Origin of the sequence: Curtobacterium sp. MCLR17_059, from assembly GCF_003234665.1 — a bacterium.
Lineage (GTDB): Bacteria > Actinomycetota > Actinomycetes > Actinomycetales > Microbacteriaceae > Curtobacterium > Curtobacterium flaccumfaciens.
In genome coordinates this window covers 183,845-201,177 of sequence record NZ_QKSU01000001.1, presented here as the reverse complement: position 1 = coordinate 201,177, position 17,333 = coordinate 183,845, and the positions used below count along the sequence as shown (strand labels likewise).

Genomic DNA, 17,333 nt, shown 5'->3' with positions numbered 1-17,333 from the left:
TTGAACGATCCGCCCGGCTGCCTCGTCGTCTGGGTATGGCACTCCGCAAACGAACCAAGGTCATCATCGGGATCTCCGCCGGCGTCGTCGTCGTGGCGGCAGCAGCCGTCATCGCCGGCCCGGTCATCTACGCGAACACCGTCAACGGCCAGGCCGCCGCAGCACCCTCGCTGTCGGCGTCCTCGTCCGGAACCCTCGACGCGAAGGACGCCGACGGCACCTGGACCAGCAAGAGCAGCTCGTACGCCGGGTACCGGGTGCACGAGGTCCTGCAGGGGAATGATGTGAACGTGGTCGGTCGCACCAAGGACGTCAAGGGCACCGCCGTCGTCGACGGCGGCTCCCTCACCAAGGCGTCCGTCACCGTGCAGGTCGGCAAGATCAGCACCCCGGAAGCCGCCCGCGACGAGTACTTCCGTTCCACCGCGCTGCAGACCGACAAGTACCCGACGGCGACGTTCGAGCTCACGAAGCCGGTCGACGTCACGAAGGCGCTCGACGGCTCCACGCAGGACGTCACCCTGGCCGGCACGATGGACCTGCACGGCGTCGAGAAGCCGGTCACGGCCGACGCCCAGGTCGCGGTCGGCAAGGGCGGGACCGTCCAGGTCGCCGGCACCGTGCCGATCACCTTCGCCGACTACGGCGTGAAGGCCCCCTCGCTCGGCTTCGTCACCGTGGACGGGAAGGGCTCCGTCGAGTTCTCCCTCGACCTCGGGAAGTGACCGTGACGAGTCGTTCCGCGGACGAGCTGCTCGCGACGCTGTACCGCGAGCACGGTGACGCGCTCACGCGGTACGTCCGGCACCTCACGCGGGACGGCTCGACGGTCGAGGACGTCGTGCAGGAGACGATGGTCCGCGCCTGGCAGCGCCCGGCCGTGCTCGAACGGGCACCCGACAGCGCACGGGCGTGGCTCTTCACGGTGGCGCGCAACCTGGTGGTCGACGACGCACGGTCGGCCCGCAACCGCCGTGAGCACGGCACCGAACACCAGGTCGAACGGATCGAGTCGGACAGCACGGACGCCGTGCTGGACCGGATCGTGGTCGCCGACGCACTCGCGTCGCTGAGCCCGGACCACCGTCGCGTGGTGGTGGACGCGTACTGGCTCGGGCACACGGTGCCGGAGATCGCACGACGACACGACATCCCGGAGGGCACCGCCAAGTCGCGGTTGCACTACGGGCTGCGAGCCCTGCGGCTCGCACTGCAGGAACGAGGAGTGACCCGATGAGCGACGACAAGTACGCGGAGTGGGATGCGGCGTACGTCCTGGGGTCGCTCCCGGCGAGCGAGCGCCTGGAGTACGAACGGCACCTCGAGAACTGCGACCGCTGTGCGGCCGCCGTCGCGGAGCTGGTCGGTCTGCCGGGGCTGCTCGGCAAGCTGCCCGCCGACCAGGCGATCGAGATCGCAGAACCGGACGGGAGGCCCGACACCCGTTCCGAGAGCGACCTCGCCTCCGTCGCGCACCGCGTCCGACACCGTCGCCGCCGTCGCCGGGTCTGGGTCGCCGCAACCGCGGGGCTCGCGGTGGTCGCCGCCGTCCTGGGCGGGCTCGCGGTCGGCGCCGCGGGGGAGCGCACCACGGTGCAGGCCGGTGCCGCTCCGACGGCGGCTGCCACCGCCGACCGCTACGACATGACCGGCGTGCAGGGACTCGACGTCCAGCTCGCCATCAGCGGCGAGCAGTGGGGCACCCGCTTCGACTGGGGGTGCTCGTACGGCGGCAAGGAGTGGTCGCCGGACGGGTCGATCCTCTACGACCTCGTCGTCGTCCGGACCGACGGCACGACGCAGACCGTGGGCTCGTGGACGGCTGCCGGTGCCGATGCGCGCGGACTGTCAGCGTCGACGGACATCCCGCGGGACGAGATCGAGAGCGTGCAGGTCCGGCTGCGCGGTGAGCGCGGCGCGCTCGCCGTCGTCACGCTCTAGCCGACGTCGGCCTCGTCCGAGGCGTCGTCGGGGCCGATGGCGTCCTGGACGCGCGCACTGACGGACCGCAGCGTCGCGGCGTCGGTCCCCACGGGCCTCCAGAACAGGTCCTCGAGCGCACCGGTGTGCGCGCGGATGCCGGCAAGCACCGCGCGACGGCCGTCCGCGGTCATCACCACCCAGCTGCCGCGGGCGTCGCTCGGGCAGTCCGCCCGCTCGACCAGGCCGCGGGAGACCATCCGCGTGACCTGGTGGCTGACGCGCGACTTCTCCCAGCCGATGCCCGCGGCGATGTCCCGGACGCGCAGACGGTGGTCGGGGTCGCGGTGCAGGCCGATCAGGATCTCGAACTCGGGGACGGAGATGCCGGCGCCCGCCTGGACGGCCCGGTCGAGCGCCCGGTCGAGTCGTCGCCAGGCGTCGTGGTACGCGTCCCAGGTGGCCCAGTCGTGGCCACCGTTGCCCTCCGTCGACATGCCGACCAGCGTATCCACCGGGCGGACGATCGGACCGCGCCGTGAGCCCTTTCATCCGCTCGGATGACTCCTGGCCGACGTACGGCGTGCTCCGAGGTCGCGTCGGACGTGCGGCATACGATCGGGGGATGCCGAGCGCTCGCCTCCAGGACACCACCGATGACGCCGTTGCGCTCGTGCGCCGGTGGCTGGCGGCGTCCGCCGGGGTGAAGCCCGACCCGGGTGCGGTCCGTCTGGCCGAGGTCCTGCGCGACGAGCAGGGCCTCGACTTCACCCGGGGTTTCGTGGACAAGGTCATCCGCCCCGAAGACCCCCGGGTGGCGGCACGCAACCTCGAGCAGCTGAGCCGTGACGTCCCCGACTTCCTCGCCTGGTACCTGCGCGGGGCGGTGACGCTCGGCGGTGGGTTCGCCACCATGGCGCCCTGGGCCGTGATCCCGACCGCGCGCCGGATCCTGCGCCGGATGACCGGGCACCTGGTCATCGACGCGAGCACGAGCAAGCTCGGACCGGCCCTCGCCAAGGTCCGCGGTCCGGGGACGCGACTGAACGTGAACCTGCTCGGCGAAGCCGTCCTCGGCAGCGCCGAGAGCGACCGACGCCTGCAGGGCACCATGGACCTGCTCGCCCGCGACGACGTCGACCACGTGTCGATCAAGGTGAGCGCCGTCGTGCCGCAGACCTCGCCATGGGCCTTCGACCAGACCGTCGAGCGCGTCGTCGACCGGCTCGTCCCGCTCTACCGCCTGGCCGCGGCACCGACAGCCTCGGGACGCCCGGCCAAGTTCATCAACCTCGACATCGAGGAGTACCGCGACCTCGACGTCACCCTCGCCGTGTTCCGGGCGCTGCTCGACCGTGACGAGTTCGCCGACCTGCCGGCCGGCATCGTGCTGCAGGCCTACCTGCCCGACGCCGCGGGAGCACTCGACGCGCTGACCGCGTGGGCGCAGGAACGCCGGGCGCGCGGCGGCGCCCCGATCACGGTGCGGCTCGTCAAGGGCGCGAACCTCGCCATGGAGCACGTCGACGCGATCCTGCACGGGTGGCCCCTCGCCACCTGGGGCAGCAAGCGCGAGACCGACACCGCGTACCTGCGGCTGCTCGACGCCGCACTGACGCCGGAGCGCACCGACGCCGTGCGGATCGGGGTCGCCGGGCACAACCTGTTCGACCTCGCCACCGCGTGGGTGCTCGCGCAACACCGCGGGGTCACCGACGCCGTCGACGTCGAGATGCTGCTCGGCATGGCGTCCACCCACGCACAGGCCGTCCGGGCCGACGTCGGGCAGATCCTGCTCTACACACCCGTCGTGCAGCCGGACGAGTTCGACTCGGCCATCGCGTACCTGGCCCGTCGCCTGCAGGAGAGCGCGAGCCCCGAGAACTTCATCGCCGCCGCGTCCGACATCGACCACGACGCCAGCGTCTTCGAGCGGGAGCACAGCCGGTTCCTGGCGTCCGTCGCCGCACTCGACGAGCCCGTCCCCGCCACCCACCGCACGCAGGACCGCCACCGTGCCCTCGGCGAACCCGTCCTGCGCGACGCGTTCCGCAACGCCCCCGACACCGACCCGTCCATCGCCGCGAACCGCGCCTGGGCGCTCGACGTCCTGCGCCGGGTGCCGCGCTCGCAGCTCGGCGCGCAGACGATCCGCGGTGCGAAGGTCGCCGACCGCTCCAAGCTCGAGCGGATCATGGCGCGCACCGCCCAGGCCGGCGTGAACTGGGGGCGGCAGGACCCGTCCGACCGTGCCGAGCTCCTCGACCTCATCGGGCACGAACTCGAGACCCGCCGTGCCGACCTGATCGAGGTGATGGCCGCCGAGACCGGCACGACCTTCGCCGAGGCCGACGCCGAGGTGACCGAGGCCGTCGACGCCGCCCACTACTACGCCGAGAGCGCCCGCCGCCTCGGTGACATCGAGGGCGCGCAGTACGTGCCGCCGCGGCTGACCGTCGTCGTGCCGCCGTGGAGCTCCCCCGTCGCGATCCCCGCCGGTGGTGTGCTGGCGGCGCTCGCCGCGGGCAGCGGTGTCGTGCTCAAGCCCGCGCCCGAGGCCAAGCGCTCGGGCGCCGTACTCGCCGACGTGCTCTGGGACGCCGGGGTGCCGCACTCGCTGCTGCAGCTCGTCGACCTGGCCGAGGACGAACTCGGCCGCGACCTCATCGGCCACCCCACGGTCGACCGCATCATCCTGACCGGCTCGTCCGACACCGCCCGCTCGTTCCGCTGGTGGCGTGCGGGGCTGCCGCTCACCGCCGGGACGAGCGGCAAGAACGCCATCGTCGTCACGCCGAGCGCCGACCTCGACCTGGCGGTGCAGGACATCGTGCAGTCCGCCTTCGGGCACGCCGGACAGCAGTGCTCGGCGGCGTCCCTCGTGATCCTGGTCGGGTCGGTGGGTGAGAGCGAGCGCTTCCAGCGGCAGCTCGTCGACGCCACCCGCACGCTCCGGGTCGCGTGGCCCGACGACCCCACGGCGCAGGTCGGCCCGCTCATCGCCGAACCGCAGGGCCGGCTCCGCCAGGGCCTCACCGAGCTCGGGCCGGGGGAGTCCTGGCTCGTGCAGCCCGAGGCGGTCGACGACTCCGGCCGGCTCTGGTCGCCGGGGATCCGTGACGGCGTCCGCCCCGGCAGTGACTTCCACCAGACCGAGTACCCCGGCCCGGTGCTCGGCATCATGCGCGCCGAGACCCTCGAGCAGGCCATCGCCATCCAGAACGGCACCGACTTCGGGCTGACGGCGGGCATCCACTCGCTCGACGTCGACGAGGTGTCCGAGTGGCTGGCTCGCGTCCGCGCCGGCAACCTCTCCGTCAACCGCGGCATCACCGGTGCCGTCGTGGGACGCCAGCCGTTCGGTGGCTGGAAGGGCTCCTCGGTCGGCACCGGCACCAAGGCCGGCGGACCCATGTACGTCGCGACGCTCGGCCGCTGGCTGCCCACGCCCCGCACCGTGCACAAGAGCATCCAGCTGCACGGCCTACCCCCGCGCGTCACCGCGGTGATCGAGGCCGCACGCAGCGGGCTGTCCTTCGAGGAGTTCGACCGCGTCCGCGCCGGGGCCCTGAGCGACGTGCATGCACGAGAGACCCTCTTCCGGTCGCGGGACCTGTCCGGGCTCGTGGTGCAGCGGAACGTGCTGCGCCACCGCCCCCAGTCCGTCATCGTGCGCCAGGCCGAGGACGCCTCGACCGTGGACCTCGTCCGGACGCTCGTCGCCGCGACCTCGGCACGTGCGCACGTCCTGCTCAGCACGGCTCGGCCGCTGCCCGGCCCGCTCACGCAGCTGCTCGCGGGGAACCGGTCCCCGCTCGACGTCGTCGACCACCTGGTCGAGTCCGATCAGGAGTTCCACGCCCGCGCGTCGTCGGGGGCCGTGTTCCAGGCGGACTGGTCCACCGACCAGGACGATCAGCCCGTCGACGCGCTCGAGGCCGTGCTGTCACAGGGGCAGGACCGCCCGGCGCACACGGCCTTCGGTGGTCCCGGTGCCCGGATCCGGTTGCTCGGCGGTGACCCCCTGGCCCTCGAAGAAGCCCTGGGTGCGAGCATCGACGTCGCGATCCACGACGCCCCCGTCGTCGAGGCCGGTGTGATCGAGATGCTGCCGTACCTACGCGAGCAGTCGGTGTCGATCACCGCGCACCGGTTCGGCGACGTCGACAGCGACTTCTCCGAGTTGCGCGTGTAGGAGCGTCGCGTCTCGCGCGTCTCGCGCGTTCCGCTTGGTGAGCAGAAGAGGTCGGGTCCCGTGTGGGGACCCGACCTCTTCTGCTCACCAAGTGACTCGAGGATCAGTCCTCGGCGTCACCCGCTTCTTCGTCCTCGACGCCGGTCTCGTCCATGCGGTCGCGCAGGTGTTCGGCCATCGCGCCGGCACCCTCACCGGCGTGGTCGTGGTCGACCTGCTCGATCAGGCCCTGCAGCTTCTCGTGGTTCGTGGCATCGGTGGCACCGTCCATGACGGGCTCGGTCTGCTCGTTGTCGCTCATGCTCCGGACGCTACGCCGCGGTTGCTGCGGAACGGTAGTGGAGCTCGACCGCCCCGCCGTCGAACTGCGTGGTGCCGACGAGCTCGAACACCGGGGTCGGTGCGGCGACCGGCAGCAGGGGCGCTCCACCGCCGAGCGCGACCGGCATCACGGTGACCCGCAGCTCGTCGAGGATGCCCGCCTGCTGGTACTGCGCCGCGAGCAGTCCGCCGCCGACGACCCAGACGTCGCGGCCGTCGGCCACGCGCTCGAGGTCGGCCTGGTGGTCGCCGACCTCGCCGGAGACGAAGCGCACGTCGGCACCGTCCGGCACCGGTAGGTCTCGCGTGGTGAACACCCACGTCGCCAGGTCCGGGTACGCCCACGTGTCGTCGTGCTCGAGCAGCCACTCGTACGTCGTCGACCCCATCGCGATCGCGCCGACGCCCGCGTAGAACCGGTCGTGGTGCTCCTGGAACGGTTCGAAGCCGAACTGCAGCAGCCAGTCGAGGTCGTCGTCGGGCGCGGCGACGAAGCCGTCCAGCGAGGACGCGACGGAGTAGATCGTGCTCATGCCGGGGACGCTACCGAGCACCCCCGACAGGACTCAGCGGCGCCCTCCGCGACCGACGACCGCTGCCTCGGCGATCGCCAGGACGGCGGCGATCCAGAGCTGGTCGACCGCGAACCGGCGTCGACGGGGATCGACGGCCAGCGGCACCATCGTTGCACCGTGCAGGGCGTCCACGACGGCACTCAGGGTGTGCGCGTTGCCGGAACCCACCCGCGCGACGAGGACGGCCTGTGCGAGCTGCCGGACCCCGAGCACGCCGTGCAGCACGGCCTGGTCCGACCCTCGGGCCGCACGGCTCAGGTGCCACAGGCCGAGCCCGGCCCGGGCCAGCTCGACGACGGCTGTCCCGTTGCCGGCAGACGACCGGCGGCTCATCGTCGGCGTCCCGCGACGAGTGCAGCGGCCCCGGCGACACCGAGCACGGCCCCGATGATGCCGTTGCCGACCCGGCGGTGCTCCACCCACCACGTCTGCGGCGACCAGGCGTGGGCGGACTCGTCGAAGACGCCGTGCGCTCCGTGGTCGCCCGGCACCGGCTCGTACAGGTTGTCCCGCATCTCGAGGCCGTCCTTGTCCGGTGCCTGCTGCCCGTCGACCAGGGTCTTGGCGGCGTACCAGTCGGCGAAGCGTCCGCTGATCCGGTTGCCGAGGATCGTGTAGACCGTGGACTCGCCCACCCAGGTGCGGCTGCGCGGTCGTTCGGCCACGGCGGCGATGGCGCGGGCGCCGACCTCGGGCTGGTAGATCGGGGCGACCGGCTGCGGGTGGTGCGGCAGCTTCGACTTCACCCACTGGAACTGGATCGTGTTGAGCGCCGGCATGTCCACGCGGGACACCTTGACCTTGCTGCCCTGTTCGCGCAGCTCGGAGACGACGGACTCGGTGAACCCGACGATCGCGTGCTTCGCACCGCAGTACGCGGCCTGCAGGGGGATCCCGCGGAACCCGAGCGCCGAGCCGACCTGGATCACGTGCCCACGACCGCGGGGGACCATCCGCGACAGTGCCGACCGGGTGCCGTTCACGAAGCCGAGGTAGGTCACGTGCAGCGCCCGCTCGAAGTCTTCCGGGGCGGTGTCGAGGAACTTCCCGAACACCCCGACCATCACGCCGTTCACCCACAGGTCGATCGGTCCGAGCTCCTGCTCGACCCGGTCAGCCGCGGCCTCGACGGCGTCGCGGTCGGAGACGTCGGCGACCAGGGCCAGCCCGCGGCGCCCGGCAGCCTCGACCTCGGCGACGGCGGCGTCGACGCCCTCCTGCCCGCGGGCCAGGACGGCCACGTCCCACCCCCGTGCGGCGAGCTCCCGGACGGTCGCCCGTCCCAGTCCTGCGGATCCACCGGTCACCACTGCCACTCGAGTCATGGCTCCCTTGTACCTGCGGTCGGCCGTGCACCACTCAGCCGCTGTCCCCCGAAGTCGCCGTACCGAACCACGCACGCACCGATCGGACATCATGGCGAGGTGGAGACCCGAGACCCCGACACCGCCGGCCCCGCAGAGGAGGCGCCGCCCGGTTGGGTGCTCAACACACCGACCCGGCCGCTCGAGGTCTGGACGTACCCGGTCCTCGTGCTGCTCCTCGCCGCCGCGCACGTCGGCTTCGGGATCGCCTTCGGTGGTGCGTTGGCGCTCGTCGTCGGGGTGTCCGCCGCAGTGGTGACGACCGTCGGCGCAGTCGCCCTGTTCGTGACGGGTCGGCGCGCGTACGTCGAGCAGACCCGCGGAGCCTCGTGGCGGTCCCACGTCACCCGCGTGGTCGTCGCGGTCGTGAGCGTCGGCATCGTGTCGGTCACCACCCTGACCGTCGGGTTCCCCTTCGGCGCCCTGTTCGGTGCGATCGCCGGCGTCCCGACGGCGTTCCGCTTCGCTCGCTCCGTGCCGCGGATCGACCGCCTCGTCGTCGCGTGGACAGCACTCGCCGTCGCCGTGTGGTGCGGTGTCCTCGCGATCCTCGGCCTGACGCTCGCTGATCTCCCCGACTACCGGAGCACGACCTGGACGTTCGGCGCTGCCTTTGCGGTGATCAGCGCCGTGATGGCCGTCCATCAGTTCGTCGTCGCGCGTCGGTCACCCCACGACTGACGTCGTTCGGCCTCAGCGCCCCCGACCGAACCGCGTCGTGACCCCCGGCGAGTAGAGCACCGAGTCCGGCTCGAGCTCCGTCAGCCCGAAGGGCAGCCCGGCCGCTCCGACCAGGTCGTCCCGCAGCGACACCACCGAGGCCCGGTGCAACGGCCACGACTCGTGCTCGTTCGGCCAGAACCGCGTCCGTCCGGCCCGGTGCACGTGCATGCCCCACCGCGCGGTCAGGAACGTCTCGAGGGGCCCCGGCTCGTCGAGCGCCTCACCGATCCGGACGTCGAGCATCGACCGCAGGTGGGTGCCGTGCCGCCGCATCGCGTACCCCACGCGGCCGTCACCGCTGCGCGACTCCGCGACCGCCCACCGGTACGGCAGTCCGGTCGCGACGCGCGCCCCGATGGTCGGCAGGAGCTTGCCGGCGTCGAGCGACAGGAACACCACCCCGCGCTGCCCCTGCTCGTCGACCGTGTAGACGCGGACGTTCAGCTCGACGAAGTCGCCGATGCTCCCGGTCGAGAACGGCGGGAACCGCGTGTCCTCGAACCGGAACGCGATGAGGCCCACCCAGGTGGTCACCCCGTCGTCGGTGCCGTCGAGCGCCATCGTGTCGGGCCGGGTGCCGGCCGGCAGCAGCGGGGCCACCGCCGACACGTCGACGCGCCAGTGCACGAAGACGACGTCGAGCCAGTCCTGCGAGATCCAGGGGCGGCCCGGCAGGCCGGGGGCGACGGCCTGGAGGCCCGGGGTCACGTGGGTGGGTCGGGTGTCGGTCACGATGTGGTCGCCTCCGGTTCGATGTGGGCTGCGACGGGTGCGTCGTCCCACCCGCGCTGCGGGGTGTCGCAGGTGCCGCGGAACACGTACTGCGAGGGTCGCTTCCGCTTGCTCGAGGTCCAGTCGATGGCCGGACGTCGTCGTTCCGGTGGCAGGTACCCGATCCGGTAGACGGCCATCAGCTCGAGCGACTCTGGCACGCGGAGCAGTCCCTCGATCTCCTCCCACGCGCCGGGGGTCTCCATCGGGAAGGACACGAACTGGATCCCCAGGCCGAGCTCGGTCGTCGCGAGCCAGATGTTCTCCATCGCCGCGCCCATGCTGAACACCGAGTAGAAGCCGGACAGCTCCTCCTTCCGGTACTCGTGGCGGTCGAGCATCACGCCGAGCAGCAGCGGCGACCCGGCGACGAGCTTCCGGTTCTCCTCACCCAGGGTCTGCGGCACCCGGAGCGTGTTCATGAGCAGCTGCCCGCGCTTCGTGAACACCTGCTTCGTGAACGGCCGAAGCGGCCCGGGGAGCTTGTCGAACAGCATCCCGTCGCGCCGCTCGTCCATCTCGGCCTTCGAGAACCGGAAGTACGGCTTGTACCGCTCGAAGAACGTGCCCTCGGCCATGGTGCGGGTCATCGAGCTGCCGCTGATCTCGGCGACGCGGTCGATCGTCTGGCGCTCCTCGATCAGCACGAAGCGCCACGGCTGGCTGTTGAGCTGCGACGGCGCCCGGCCGGCGAGCTCCATGAGCAGCCGCTGGTGCTCGTCCGACACCGGATCGGGCAGGAATGGCCCGTTCGTCGTGCGTCGTCGTCGGATGGCCTCGAACAGCTCCACTGCTCACCTCTCTGATCGCCTGCGAGCGAGCACGGCCCCCAGGTAGGACGGTGCGGCGGCGACCGCGACCTTCCAGTGTGCTCCGGAGCGCGGGTCGGTGCGTGGAGCGACCGCCAGGGGTACGAGTGCCGGCAGCAGGAACAGTGCGGTCCGGTCCCGCGTCCACGCGGGGGTCGTCGCGGCGACGCCGGTCAGGGTCGCGGTCACGACGAACAGCCCGTGGTGCACGACCCGGAGCTTCTTCGTGCGGATCAGCCGCACGGCGACCGCGGTGCCCCACAGGCAGTTCGCGACGTAGGCGACGCTCGCGGCGGTGACCAGCTGCCGGGCCGGACGCGATCCCGTGGGCGGTGATCCGCGCCTCCCGGCCGTCTTCCGTCCCATGCGTGGGACGTTACGCGGTCTCTCGACTGACGAGCTTGGAGAGCACGATCGCGGAGCGGGTGTGGTCGACCTGGGGTGCGAGGCGGACCTTGTCGAGCGCCTCCTCGAGCGCGGACAGGTCCTTCGAGCGCATGTGCACGACGGCGTCGGCGCTGCCGGTGACCGTACCGGCGTCGATGACCTCGGGGACGGTGTCGAGCAGGGCACGCAGCTCGTCGGGCGAGACGGTGCCGCGGCAGTAGAGCTCGACCCAGGCCTCGGTCCCGCGGTCCTCGACGGCGGGGTCGACCTTGATCGTGAAGCCCTGGATGACGCCGTCACCGACCAGCCGGTCGACACGGCGCTTGACGGCCGAGGCCGAGAGTCCGACCACCGACCCGATGTCGCCGTAGCCGGCGCGGGCGTTGTCCCGGAGCTGATCCAGGATGCGGTGGTCGAGCGTATCCATTTGTCCCCATCGTACGCGGACTTGTTGCGAGGCTGGTGGGTCTCGCGCACGAAACGTGCGTCACCCGAACGGGTGTCAAGCCGTCAGAGCCCCGGTACTGCACTTGCCGGACGGTGTGTGGAAAGATCGACACGGCGTCGACCTGGTCCGCTGCGGTGAGTGAGCCTGCATCTCACCGGAGCTCTTCTCCTCGTTCCGTTTCGGTTCCTGGCAGGCTCGGGCCCCGGTCCCTTCCAGGAGGACTGATGTCGAACACCGCACCCGCCCCCGAGTCCGTCGCCACCCCGGCCCGTGTCGCCACCAAGCGCACGATCCTGATGTGCAAGCCGGACTTCTACACCGTGAGCTACCGGATCAACCCGTGGATGCACCCGGAGGAGCCGACCGACACGTCGAAGGCCGTCGAGCAGTGGGAGTCGCTCGTCGCCGTCTACGAGCAGCTCGGCTTCGACATCTCGTACATCGACCCGATCGACGGACTGCCGGACATGGTCTACGCGGCCAACGGCGGGTTCGTCCTCGACGGCATCGCGTACGGCGCGAAGTTCCAGTACCCCGAGCGCCAGCCCGAGGGCCCCGCGTACATGGACTGGTTCCGCCAGGCCGGTCTGACCGTCGCCGAGCCGGAGCAGACCAACGAGGGCGAGGGTGACTTCCTGCTCATCGGGGACACCATCTTCGCCGGCACCGGCTTCCGGTCGGACAGCACCTCGCACGACGAGCTCGCGAAGATCTACGGCCGCGAGGTCGTCACGCTCAAGCTCATCAACCCGAGCTTTTACCACCTCGACACCGCCATCGCCGTGCTCGACCCCGAGCCCGCCGTCGACGGGACGAGCAACATCGCGTACCTGGAGAGCGCCTTCGACGAGCCGTCGCTGGCGATCCTGCGCGAGCGCTTCCCGGACGCGATCATCGCCACGGAAGAAGACGCCGCGATCCTCGGCCTGAACTCGTACTCCGACGGGTACAACGTCGTGATCGCCGCCCGGGCTGTTCGGTTCGCCGAGCAGCTGCGCGAGAAGGGCTACAACCCGATCGGCGTCGACCTGTCTGAGCTGCTGCTCGGCGGTGGCGGCGTGAAGTGCTGCACCCTCGACCTGCACCCGGTCGGCACCGGCACCTCGGTCGCGCGTTCGCTCGGGGTCAGCTGATGTCGGCGGCAGCGTCGCTCGGGGTCAACACCGCGGCGGCGCTCGCCGTCGAGGACCGCGCCCTCGCGCACAACTACAGCCCGCTGCCCGTCGTCATCGCGTCGGGTGCCGGAGCGACCGTCACCGACGTCGACGGCAAGCAGTACCTGGACGGCCTCGCCGCGTACTCGGCGGTCAACTTCGGTCACGGCAACCCGCGGCTGCTCGACGCCGCACGGGCGCAGCTCGACCGTGTGACGCTCACGAGCCGCGCGTTCGTCAACGACCAGCTCGGGCCGTTCGCCGCAGCGCTGGCGGCGTTGACGGAGACCGAGATGGTCCTGCCGATGAACACCGGTGCCGAGGCCGTCGAGTCCGCGATCAAGGTGTCCCGCGCCTGGGGCTACCGGGTCAAGGGCGTGCCGGCCGAGCGGGCGACGATCATCGTCGCGTCCGGGAACTTCCACGGTCGCACCACGACGATCATCTCGTTCTCGGACGACCCCTCGGCCCATGATGACTTCGGGCCGTTCACGCCGGGCTTCCGCACGGTGCCGTACGGCGACGCTGCGGCCCTGCGCGAGGCGATGGACGAGACCGTCGTCGCCGTGCTGCTCGAGCCGATCCAGGGTGAGGGCGGCGTGGTCATCCCGCCGGAGTCGTACCTCCCTGAAGTCCGGGCGGTCTGCGACGAGTTCGGTGCGCTGTTCATCGCCGACGAGATCCAGTCCGGCCTCGGTCGCACGGGGCACACGCTCGCGGTGCAGCGCGTCGGGGTGCGTCCCGACCTGATCACACTCGGCAAGGCCCTCGGTGGCGGCATCGTGCCGGTGTCCGCGGTGGTGGGCTCGCGCGATGTCCTGGGCGTCCTGCGCCCCGGCGAACACGGATCGACCTTCGGCGGCAACCCGCTCGCCGCAGCCGTCGGCGCCGAGGTCGTGGCGATGCTCGGAGAGGGCACGTTCCAGCAGCGGGCCCTCGACGGCGAACCGCTGTTGCGCGGCCTGCTCGACGACCTGCTCGGCAAGGGTGTCGTCTCGCACCGGGTGGCCGGACTCTGGGCGGGGATCGACATCGACCCCGCGCTCGGCACGGGTAAGGCGATCTCGAAGGACCTCGCCGACCGCGGGCTCCTGGTGAAGGACACCCACGGGTCGACGATCCGCTTCGCGCCTCCCCTGGTCGTCACCGACGACGAGCTGCGCTTCGCGATCGGAACCCTGGCCGACGTGCTCGCCGCGCGCGCCTGACCTGATCCGCAAAACACCGGTGTTCGCGCGTTGAACCCCCGCATGCCGCGGTGCGGAGCGCGAACACCGGTGTCTTGCGTGCGCCGGCGCGCGTCACCGAGTGCGGCTCACACCGCCCAGCGCGCCGCCAGCTCGTCCATCAGGGCATCGAGCCGCTCGTCGACGACCTGCTCCTCGGGGTGCGCCTCGTACCAGGCGATGACCTCGCGCACACCCTGCCGGTAGGTCGTGCGCGGCCGGTACCACGGCACGAGCGACCGGACCTTGCTGTTGTCGAACACCGACGAGTTCGCCTTGTCGCCGAGCAGCGCCGCGCCCCACTCGGGGTCGACGGCGTTGATCGCGTCCGCCGGCGCGTGCACGATCCGCAGGTCCTCGACCCCGGCCGCCGCAGCGATCTCGTGCGCGATGGCGTTCCACGTCGGCGCCTCGTCGCTCGTGATCGTGAAGGGCTCACCGATCGCCTCGGCCCGGTCGAGCAGCCCCGTGAACCCGACCGCGAAGTCGCGGCTGTGCGTCAGGGTCCACAGCGAGGTGCCGTCGCCGGTGATGATGACCGGCTTGCCGGCACGCATCCGAGCGACCGCGGTCCAGCCGCCGGTCAGCGGCAGCTTCGTCTCGTCGTAGGTGTGCGACGGACGCACGATCGTCACCGGGAAGTCCTGCTCCCGGTACGCCTCCATCAGCAGCTCCTCGCACGCGATCTTGTCGCGCGAGTACTGCCAGTACGGGTTCTTCAGCGGCGTCGACTCCGTGATCGGCAGGTGCGTCGCGGGCGTCTGGTACGCCGAGGCCGAGCTGATGAACACGTACTGCCGCGTCCGCCCGGCGAAGAAGTCGACGTCGGCCTGCACCTGGTCCGGCGTGAAGGCGATCCAGTTCACGACCACCTCGAAGCGCTGGTCGCCGAGTGCGTCCGCCAGTGCGCTGCGGTCCGACACGTCGGCCTGGAGGCGCGTCACACCCTCCGGGATCGGCCTGCCCCCGGTGGTCCCCCGGTTGAGCACGGTCACGTCGAACCCCTGCTCGACGGCTTCCCGGACGCAGGCGGCGCTGATCACGCCGCTCCCGCCGATGAACAACACGCTCGCTCCGGTCATGGATGCTCCCTCGCTTCCGGCGGCACCGCTCCGTGCCGCAACCCTTTCGATCCTGCACCTACCCGTCGGGGCGGGCACGGAGCACGGCTTCGATCGAAGTGGTGCCCTCAGCCCAGGACGCCGCGTGTGGACTGATCCAGCCGAGCAGTTCGAGTGCGAAGTCGTGGTCCCGCTGCAGGTTCCGCGCGTGGATGGGTTCGTGGTGCGCGGCGCGGTTCCGCACGAAGTGCAGCTGCTGGAGCCGTCGCGCCACCTCGCTCCGTCGGATGCGCAGGTTGTCCGGCCCGTGCGGAAAGGCTCGATGCAGGCCAGGCACCCAGAGCGAGGTGTGGTACCGCGATTCGACGAGGTACCGCCAGAACCCGAAGCTGAGCTCCGCGATGACCCGTCCGTGTACTTCGGGACGTCGACCTTCTCGACCCGCCCGTGCCCGTGCCTTCGCGAGGTCGGCACGCCCGCGGCTGTCGAGTGATGCGATGTCGAACCAGGGCGGCCCGGTGCGGCTCGATGCCCACGCGCAGAGTTCACGGTCGAGCGCATTGCGAGCGAACACCTCGACGACGCCGGTGAGCTCCATGACTGCCGCCGCGGCTCGCATGTTCCACTCGTAGAGCCGCAGTGCTTCAGTCGACGACCCCGTCCGCCCTGCGTACGAACGGATCCGATCGGCTGTGATGAGCCGCTCGAGCTCGTCTTCCTGCATCCCGCCTCGCCTGCTACCGTTGTTCACGAAGACCCCGGAACGATCCCTGGCTCAGGCCACATCGCCGGGGTTTCGTCTTTTTCGATCGTCTCTGAAACATCAGCGTACAGGCGTGCACTCGCAGGCCGAGTGCTCCTGGGGGCGACGGGACTACCGTCACGGTTCGGGTCGCACCGACGCGCCCCACGACAGGAGTGACACGCACATGGAGTACCGCTACCTCGGCAACTCGGGCCTCAAGGTCTCCGAGATCACCTACGGCAACTGGCTCACCCACGCATCCCAGGTCGAGAACGACGCGGCGATCGCCTGCGTCAAGGCCGCCCTCGAGGTTGGCATCTCGACGTTCGACACCGCCGACGTCTACGCCAACACCGGCGCGGAGACGGTCCTCGGCGAAGCGCTCAAGGGGGAGCGGCGCCAGTCCCTCGAGATCGCCACGAAGGTGTTCGGGCCGACCGGTCCGAAGGGCCACAACGACACCGGGCTGTCCCGCAAGCACATCCTCGAGTCGATCGACGGCTCGCTGCAGCGGCTGCAGACGGACTACGTCGACCTGTACCAGGCGCACCGCTACGACCACGAGACCCCGCTCGAAGAGACGATGCAGGCCTTCGCGGACATCGTGCGTCAGGGCAAGGTCCTGTACGTCGGCGTCAGCGAGTGGACCGCGGACCAGCTGCGGGCCGGTGCTGCGCTCGCGAAGGACCTCGGCTTCCAGCTCATCTCGAACCAGCCGCAGTACTCGGCGCTGTGGCGGGTCATCGAGGACGAGGTCGTCCCCACCTCGAAGGAACTCGGCATCTCGCAGATCGTCTGGTCACCGATCGCCCAGGGTGTGCTCACCGGCAAGTACAAGCCGGGTCAGCCGCTGCCCGAGGGCTCGCGCGCGACCGACGACAAGGGCGGCGCGGACATGATCAAGCGGTTCATGCGCGACGAGGTGCTGTCCTCGGTGCAGGAGCTGCAGCCTGTCGCCGACGAGCTGAACCTGTCCATGGCGCAGCTCGCGGTCGCCTGGGTCCTGCAGAACGAGAACGTCGCCTCGGCGATCATCGGGGCTTCGCGTCCGGAGCAGGTGTACGACAACGCGGGCGCTGCCGGCGTCACGATCCCCGCGGAGCTCATGTCGCGGATCGACGATGCCCTGGGCGCCGTGGTCGAGCGCGACCCCGCGAAGACGAACGACAGCAGCCCGAAGGCCCGCGAGGCGTAGGCATTCCGCAAAACACCGGTGTTCGCCCGTTGAACACGCGCATGCCGCGGCTCCATGCGCGAACACCGGTGTTTTGCGAGCAGGTCACACCGGCCGGACAACGGAAAAGGCCCCCTGCCGAAGCAGGGGGCCTTCACCGGTGGCTGGACACGGCATCGATCCGTGGACCTTTCGATTTTCAGTCGAACGCTCTACCAACTGAGCTATCCAGCCGTGGCGACCCTGACGGGACTTGAACCCGCGACCTCCGCCGTGACAGGGCGGCACGCTAACCAGCTGCGCTACAGGGCCATATTGAATTGCTGTGGTGTTGTTCAGTACTACTTGCTCGCTCACTCAAGGAGTGACCCCAACGGGATTCGAACCCGTGCTGCCGCCGTGAAAGGGCGGTGTCCTAGGCCACTAAACGATAGGGCCGCAAGCAGTGCATCGCGCTACC

At 70.8% G+C, this 17,333-nt stretch carries 19 protein-coding genes and 3 tRNA genes; 8 read left to right on the top strand and 14 right to left on the bottom strand.

All coding sequences use genetic code 11. The features are described 5' to 3' along the window. The first annotated feature begins 35 nt into the window (after positions 1 to 35). The 3 genes from DEJ12_RS01035 to DEJ12_RS01025 are packed head-to-tail and all read left to right on the top strand — an operon-like array spanning position 36 to position 1,941. A complete protein-coding gene (locus DEJ12_RS01035; protein ID WP_111028741.1) occupies positions 36 to 725 on the top strand; it encodes a YceI family protein in 690 nt (229 codons plus the stop codon). Further along, entirely contained in the window at positions 722 to 1,237 is a 516-nt protein-coding gene (locus DEJ12_RS01030; RefSeq protein ID WP_071404491.1) for a sigma-70 family RNA polymerase sigma factor, read from the top strand. The genes DEJ12_RS01035 and DEJ12_RS01030 overlap by 4 nt, the downstream gene beginning before the upstream one ends. Then, positions 1,234 to 1,941 carry a zf-HC2 domain-containing protein gene (locus tag DEJ12_RS01025; protein WP_111028740.1) on the top strand — a complete coding sequence of 236 codons (708 nt, stop codon included), beginning with the start codon at positions 1,234 to 1,236 and terminating at the stop codon, positions 1,939 to 1,941. Before DEJ12_RS01030 ends, DEJ12_RS01025 begins: the two co-directional genes overlap by 4 nt. On the opposite strand, the gene DEJ12_RS01020 is transcribed toward DEJ12_RS01025, so the two are convergent. Then, the gene (locus DEJ12_RS01020) at positions 1,938 to 2,417 is read right to left on the bottom strand and encodes a MarR family winged helix-turn-helix transcriptional regulator (RefSeq protein WP_146245132.1); all 480 of its coding nucleotides are present in this window, start codon (positions 2,415 to 2,417) and stop codon (positions 1,938 to 1,940) included. The two genes, DEJ12_RS01025 and DEJ12_RS01020, sit on opposite strands and share 4 nt — an antisense overlap. Before the next feature lie 128 nt (positions 2,418 to 2,545). On the opposite strand from DEJ12_RS01020, the gene DEJ12_RS01015 reads away from it, so the two are divergent. After that, the gene (locus DEJ12_RS01015; RefSeq protein WP_111028738.1) at positions 2,546 to 6,115 is read left to right on the top strand and encodes a bifunctional proline dehydrogenase/L-glutamate gamma-semialdehyde dehydrogenase; all 3,570 of its coding nucleotides are present in this window, start codon (positions 2,546 to 2,548) and stop codon (positions 6,113 to 6,115) included. A 103-nt stretch (positions 6,116 to 6,218) separates the two neighbouring features. On the opposite strand, the gene DEJ12_RS01010 is transcribed toward DEJ12_RS01015, so the two are convergent. From DEJ12_RS01010 to DEJ12_RS00995, 4 genes are read right to left on the bottom strand one after another with little or no spacing between them, the layout of a single operon-like run. Then, a complete protein-coding gene (locus DEJ12_RS01010; protein ID WP_111028737.1) occupies positions 6,219 to 6,416 on the bottom strand; it encodes a hypothetical protein in 198 nt (65 codons plus the stop codon). Positions 6,417 to 6,426: 10 nt separating this feature from the next. Next, positions 6,427 to 6,969, bottom strand: coding sequence for a dihydrofolate reductase family protein (locus DEJ12_RS01005; protein ID WP_111028736.1), 543 nt, complete (start codon positions 6,967 to 6,969; stop codon positions 6,427 to 6,429). 33 nt (positions 6,970 to 7,002) lie between these two features. Then, positions 7,003 to 7,344 carry a hypothetical protein gene (locus DEJ12_RS01000; protein ID WP_111028735.1) on the bottom strand — a complete coding sequence of 114 codons (342 nt, stop codon included), beginning with the start codon at positions 7,342 to 7,344 and terminating at the stop codon, positions 7,003 to 7,005. Beyond that, positions 7,341 to 8,336: an SDR family oxidoreductase gene (locus tag DEJ12_RS00995; RefSeq protein WP_111028734.1), complete on the bottom strand. Its 996-nt coding sequence runs from the start codon at positions 8,334 to 8,336 to the stop codon at positions 7,341 to 7,343. Before DEJ12_RS00995 ends, DEJ12_RS01000 begins: the two co-directional genes overlap by 4 nt. Before the next feature lie 99 nt (positions 8,337 to 8,435). Here DEJ12_RS00995 and DEJ12_RS00990 point away from each other — a divergent pair, with 99 nt between their 5' ends. Next, positions 8,436 to 9,056, top strand: a complete 621-nt coding sequence (locus DEJ12_RS00990; protein ID WP_111028733.1) for a hypothetical protein — start codon at positions 8,436 to 8,438, stop codon at positions 9,054 to 9,056. Positions 9,057 to 9,068: 12 nt separating this feature from the next. Here DEJ12_RS00990 and DEJ12_RS00985 read toward each other — a convergent pair whose 3' ends face one another. From DEJ12_RS00985 to DEJ12_RS00970, 4 genes are read right to left on the bottom strand one after another with little or no spacing between them, the layout of a single operon-like run. Continuing rightward, positions 9,069 to 9,830, bottom strand: a complete 762-nt coding sequence (locus tag DEJ12_RS00985; protein ID WP_258367223.1) for a YqjF family protein — start codon at positions 9,828 to 9,830, stop codon at positions 9,069 to 9,071. After that, positions 9,827 to 10,660 (bottom strand): nitroreductase family protein, encoded by an 834-nt coding sequence (locus tag DEJ12_RS00980; protein ID WP_111028732.1) that lies wholly within the window; start codon positions 10,658 to 10,660, stop codon positions 9,827 to 9,829. The genes DEJ12_RS00985 and DEJ12_RS00980 overlap by 4 nt, the downstream gene beginning before the upstream one ends. A 3-nt stretch (positions 10,661 to 10,663) precedes the next feature. Further along, positions 10,664 to 11,044, bottom strand: coding sequence for a hypothetical protein (locus DEJ12_RS00975; RefSeq protein ID WP_111028731.1), 381 nt, complete (start codon positions 11,042 to 11,044; stop codon positions 10,664 to 10,666). A gap of 10 nt (positions 11,045 to 11,054) precedes the next feature. Next, positions 11,055 to 11,492 (bottom strand): Lrp/AsnC family transcriptional regulator, encoded by a 438-nt coding sequence (locus tag DEJ12_RS00970; protein ID WP_017887694.1) that lies wholly within the window; start codon positions 11,490 to 11,492, stop codon positions 11,055 to 11,057. A 245-nt stretch (positions 11,493 to 11,737) separates the two neighbouring features. On the opposite strand from DEJ12_RS00970, the gene ddaH reads away from it, so the two are divergent. Next, a complete protein-coding gene (gene ddaH, locus DEJ12_RS00965; protein ID WP_071245287.1) occupies positions 11,738 to 12,646 on the top strand; it encodes a dimethylargininase in 909 nt (302 codons plus the stop codon). Further along, entirely contained in the window at positions 12,646 to 13,875 is a 1,230-nt protein-coding gene (gene rocD / locus DEJ12_RS00960; protein WP_111028730.1) for an ornithine--oxo-acid transaminase, read from the top strand. The genes ddaH and rocD overlap by 1 nt, the downstream gene beginning before the upstream one ends. A gap of 107 nt (positions 13,876 to 13,982) precedes the next feature. Here the strand turns inward: rocD and DEJ12_RS00955 are convergent, their stop codons facing one another. Both DEJ12_RS00955 and DEJ12_RS00950 read right to left on the bottom strand, forming a co-directional pair. Beyond that, positions 13,983 to 14,975, bottom strand: a complete 993-nt coding sequence (locus DEJ12_RS00955; RefSeq protein ID WP_111028729.1) for an NAD-dependent epimerase/dehydratase family protein — start codon at positions 14,973 to 14,975, stop codon at positions 13,983 to 13,985. Positions 14,976 to 15,033: 58 nt separating this feature from the next. Then, on the bottom strand, positions 15,034 to 15,678 hold the full coding sequence (locus DEJ12_RS00950) for a hypothetical protein (RefSeq protein ID WP_111028728.1): 645 nt from the start codon (positions 15,676 to 15,678) through the stop codon (positions 15,034 to 15,036). Positions 15,679 to 15,883: 205 nt separating this feature from the next. Between DEJ12_RS00950 and DEJ12_RS00945 the strand changes: the two genes are divergently transcribed. Further along, positions 15,884 to 16,894 (top strand): aldo/keto reductase family protein, encoded by a 1,011-nt coding sequence (locus DEJ12_RS00945; RefSeq protein ID WP_111028727.1) that lies wholly within the window; start codon positions 15,884 to 15,886, stop codon positions 16,892 to 16,894. A 140-nt stretch (positions 16,895 to 17,034) separates the two neighbouring features. Here DEJ12_RS00945 and DEJ12_RS00940 read toward each other — a convergent pair. From DEJ12_RS00940 to DEJ12_RS00930, 3 genes are all read right to left on the bottom strand, one after another. After that, positions 17,035 to 17,107, bottom strand: a tRNA-Phe gene (locus DEJ12_RS00940). Between the two features lies 1 nt (position 17,108). Next, positions 17,109 to 17,185 (bottom strand) — tRNA-Asp (locus tag DEJ12_RS00935). A 53-nt stretch (positions 17,186 to 17,238) separates the two neighbouring features. Then, a tRNA-Glu gene (locus DEJ12_RS00930) sits at positions 17,239 to 17,311 on the bottom strand. Positions 17,312 to 17,333 lie beyond the last annotated feature (22 nt).

What these genes read in the sequence shown, in the direction of transcription:
- DEJ12_RS01035 (WP_111028741.1), top strand. Translation starts at nt 36, where the DNA reads ATGGCACTCCGCAAACGAACCAAGGTCATCATCGGGATCTCCGCCGGC.
- DEJ12_RS01025 (WP_111028740.1), top strand. Translation starts at nt 1,234, where the DNA reads ATGAGCGACGACAAGTACGCGGAGTGGGATGCGGCGTACGTCCTGGGG.
- DEJ12_RS01020 (WP_146245132.1), bottom strand. Translation starts at nt 2,417, where the DNA reads ATGTCGACGGAGGGCAACGGTGGCCACGACTGGGCCACCTGGGACGCG.
- DEJ12_RS01015 (WP_111028738.1), top strand. Translation starts at nt 2,546, where the DNA reads ATGCCGAGCGCTCGCCTCCAGGACACCACCGATGACGCCGTTGCGCTC.
- DEJ12_RS01010 (WP_111028737.1), bottom strand. Translation starts at nt 6,416, where the DNA reads ATGAGCGACAACGAGCAGACCGAGCCCGTCATGGACGGTGCCACCGAT.
- DEJ12_RS01005 (WP_111028736.1), bottom strand. Translation starts at nt 6,969, where the DNA reads ATGAGCACGATCTACTCCGTCGCGTCCTCGCTGGACGGCTTCGTCGCC.
- DEJ12_RS01000 (WP_111028735.1), bottom strand. Translation starts at nt 7,344, where the DNA reads ATGAGCCGCCGGTCGTCTGCCGGCAACGGGACAGCCGTCGTCGAGCTG.
- DEJ12_RS00995 (WP_111028734.1), bottom strand. Translation starts at nt 8,336, where the DNA reads ATGACTCGAGTGGCAGTGGTGACCGGTGGATCCGCAGGACTGGGACGG.
- DEJ12_RS00975 (WP_111028731.1), bottom strand. Translation starts at nt 11,044, where the DNA reads ATGGGACGGAAGACGGCCGGGAGGCGCGGATCACCGCCCACGGGATCG.
- DEJ12_RS00970 (WP_017887694.1), bottom strand. Translation starts at nt 11,492, where the DNA reads ATGGATACGCTCGACCACCGCATCCTGGATCAGCTCCGGGACAACGCC.
- ddaH (WP_071245287.1), top strand. Translation starts at nt 11,738, where the DNA reads ATGTCGAACACCGCACCCGCCCCCGAGTCCGTCGCCACCCCGGCCCGT.
- rocD (WP_111028730.1), top strand. Translation starts at nt 12,646, where the DNA reads ATGTCGGCGGCAGCGTCGCTCGGGGTCAACACCGCGGCGGCGCTCGCC.
- DEJ12_RS00955 (WP_111028729.1), bottom strand. Translation starts at nt 14,975, where the DNA reads ATGACCGGAGCGAGCGTGTTGTTCATCGGCGGGAGCGGCGTGATCAGC.
- DEJ12_RS00950 (WP_111028728.1), bottom strand. Translation starts at nt 15,678, where the DNA reads ATGCAGGAAGACGAGCTCGAGCGGCTCATCACAGCCGATCGGATCCGT.
- DEJ12_RS00945 (WP_111028727.1), top strand. Translation starts at nt 15,884, where the DNA reads ATGGAGTACCGCTACCTCGGCAACTCGGGCCTCAAGGTCTCCGAGATC.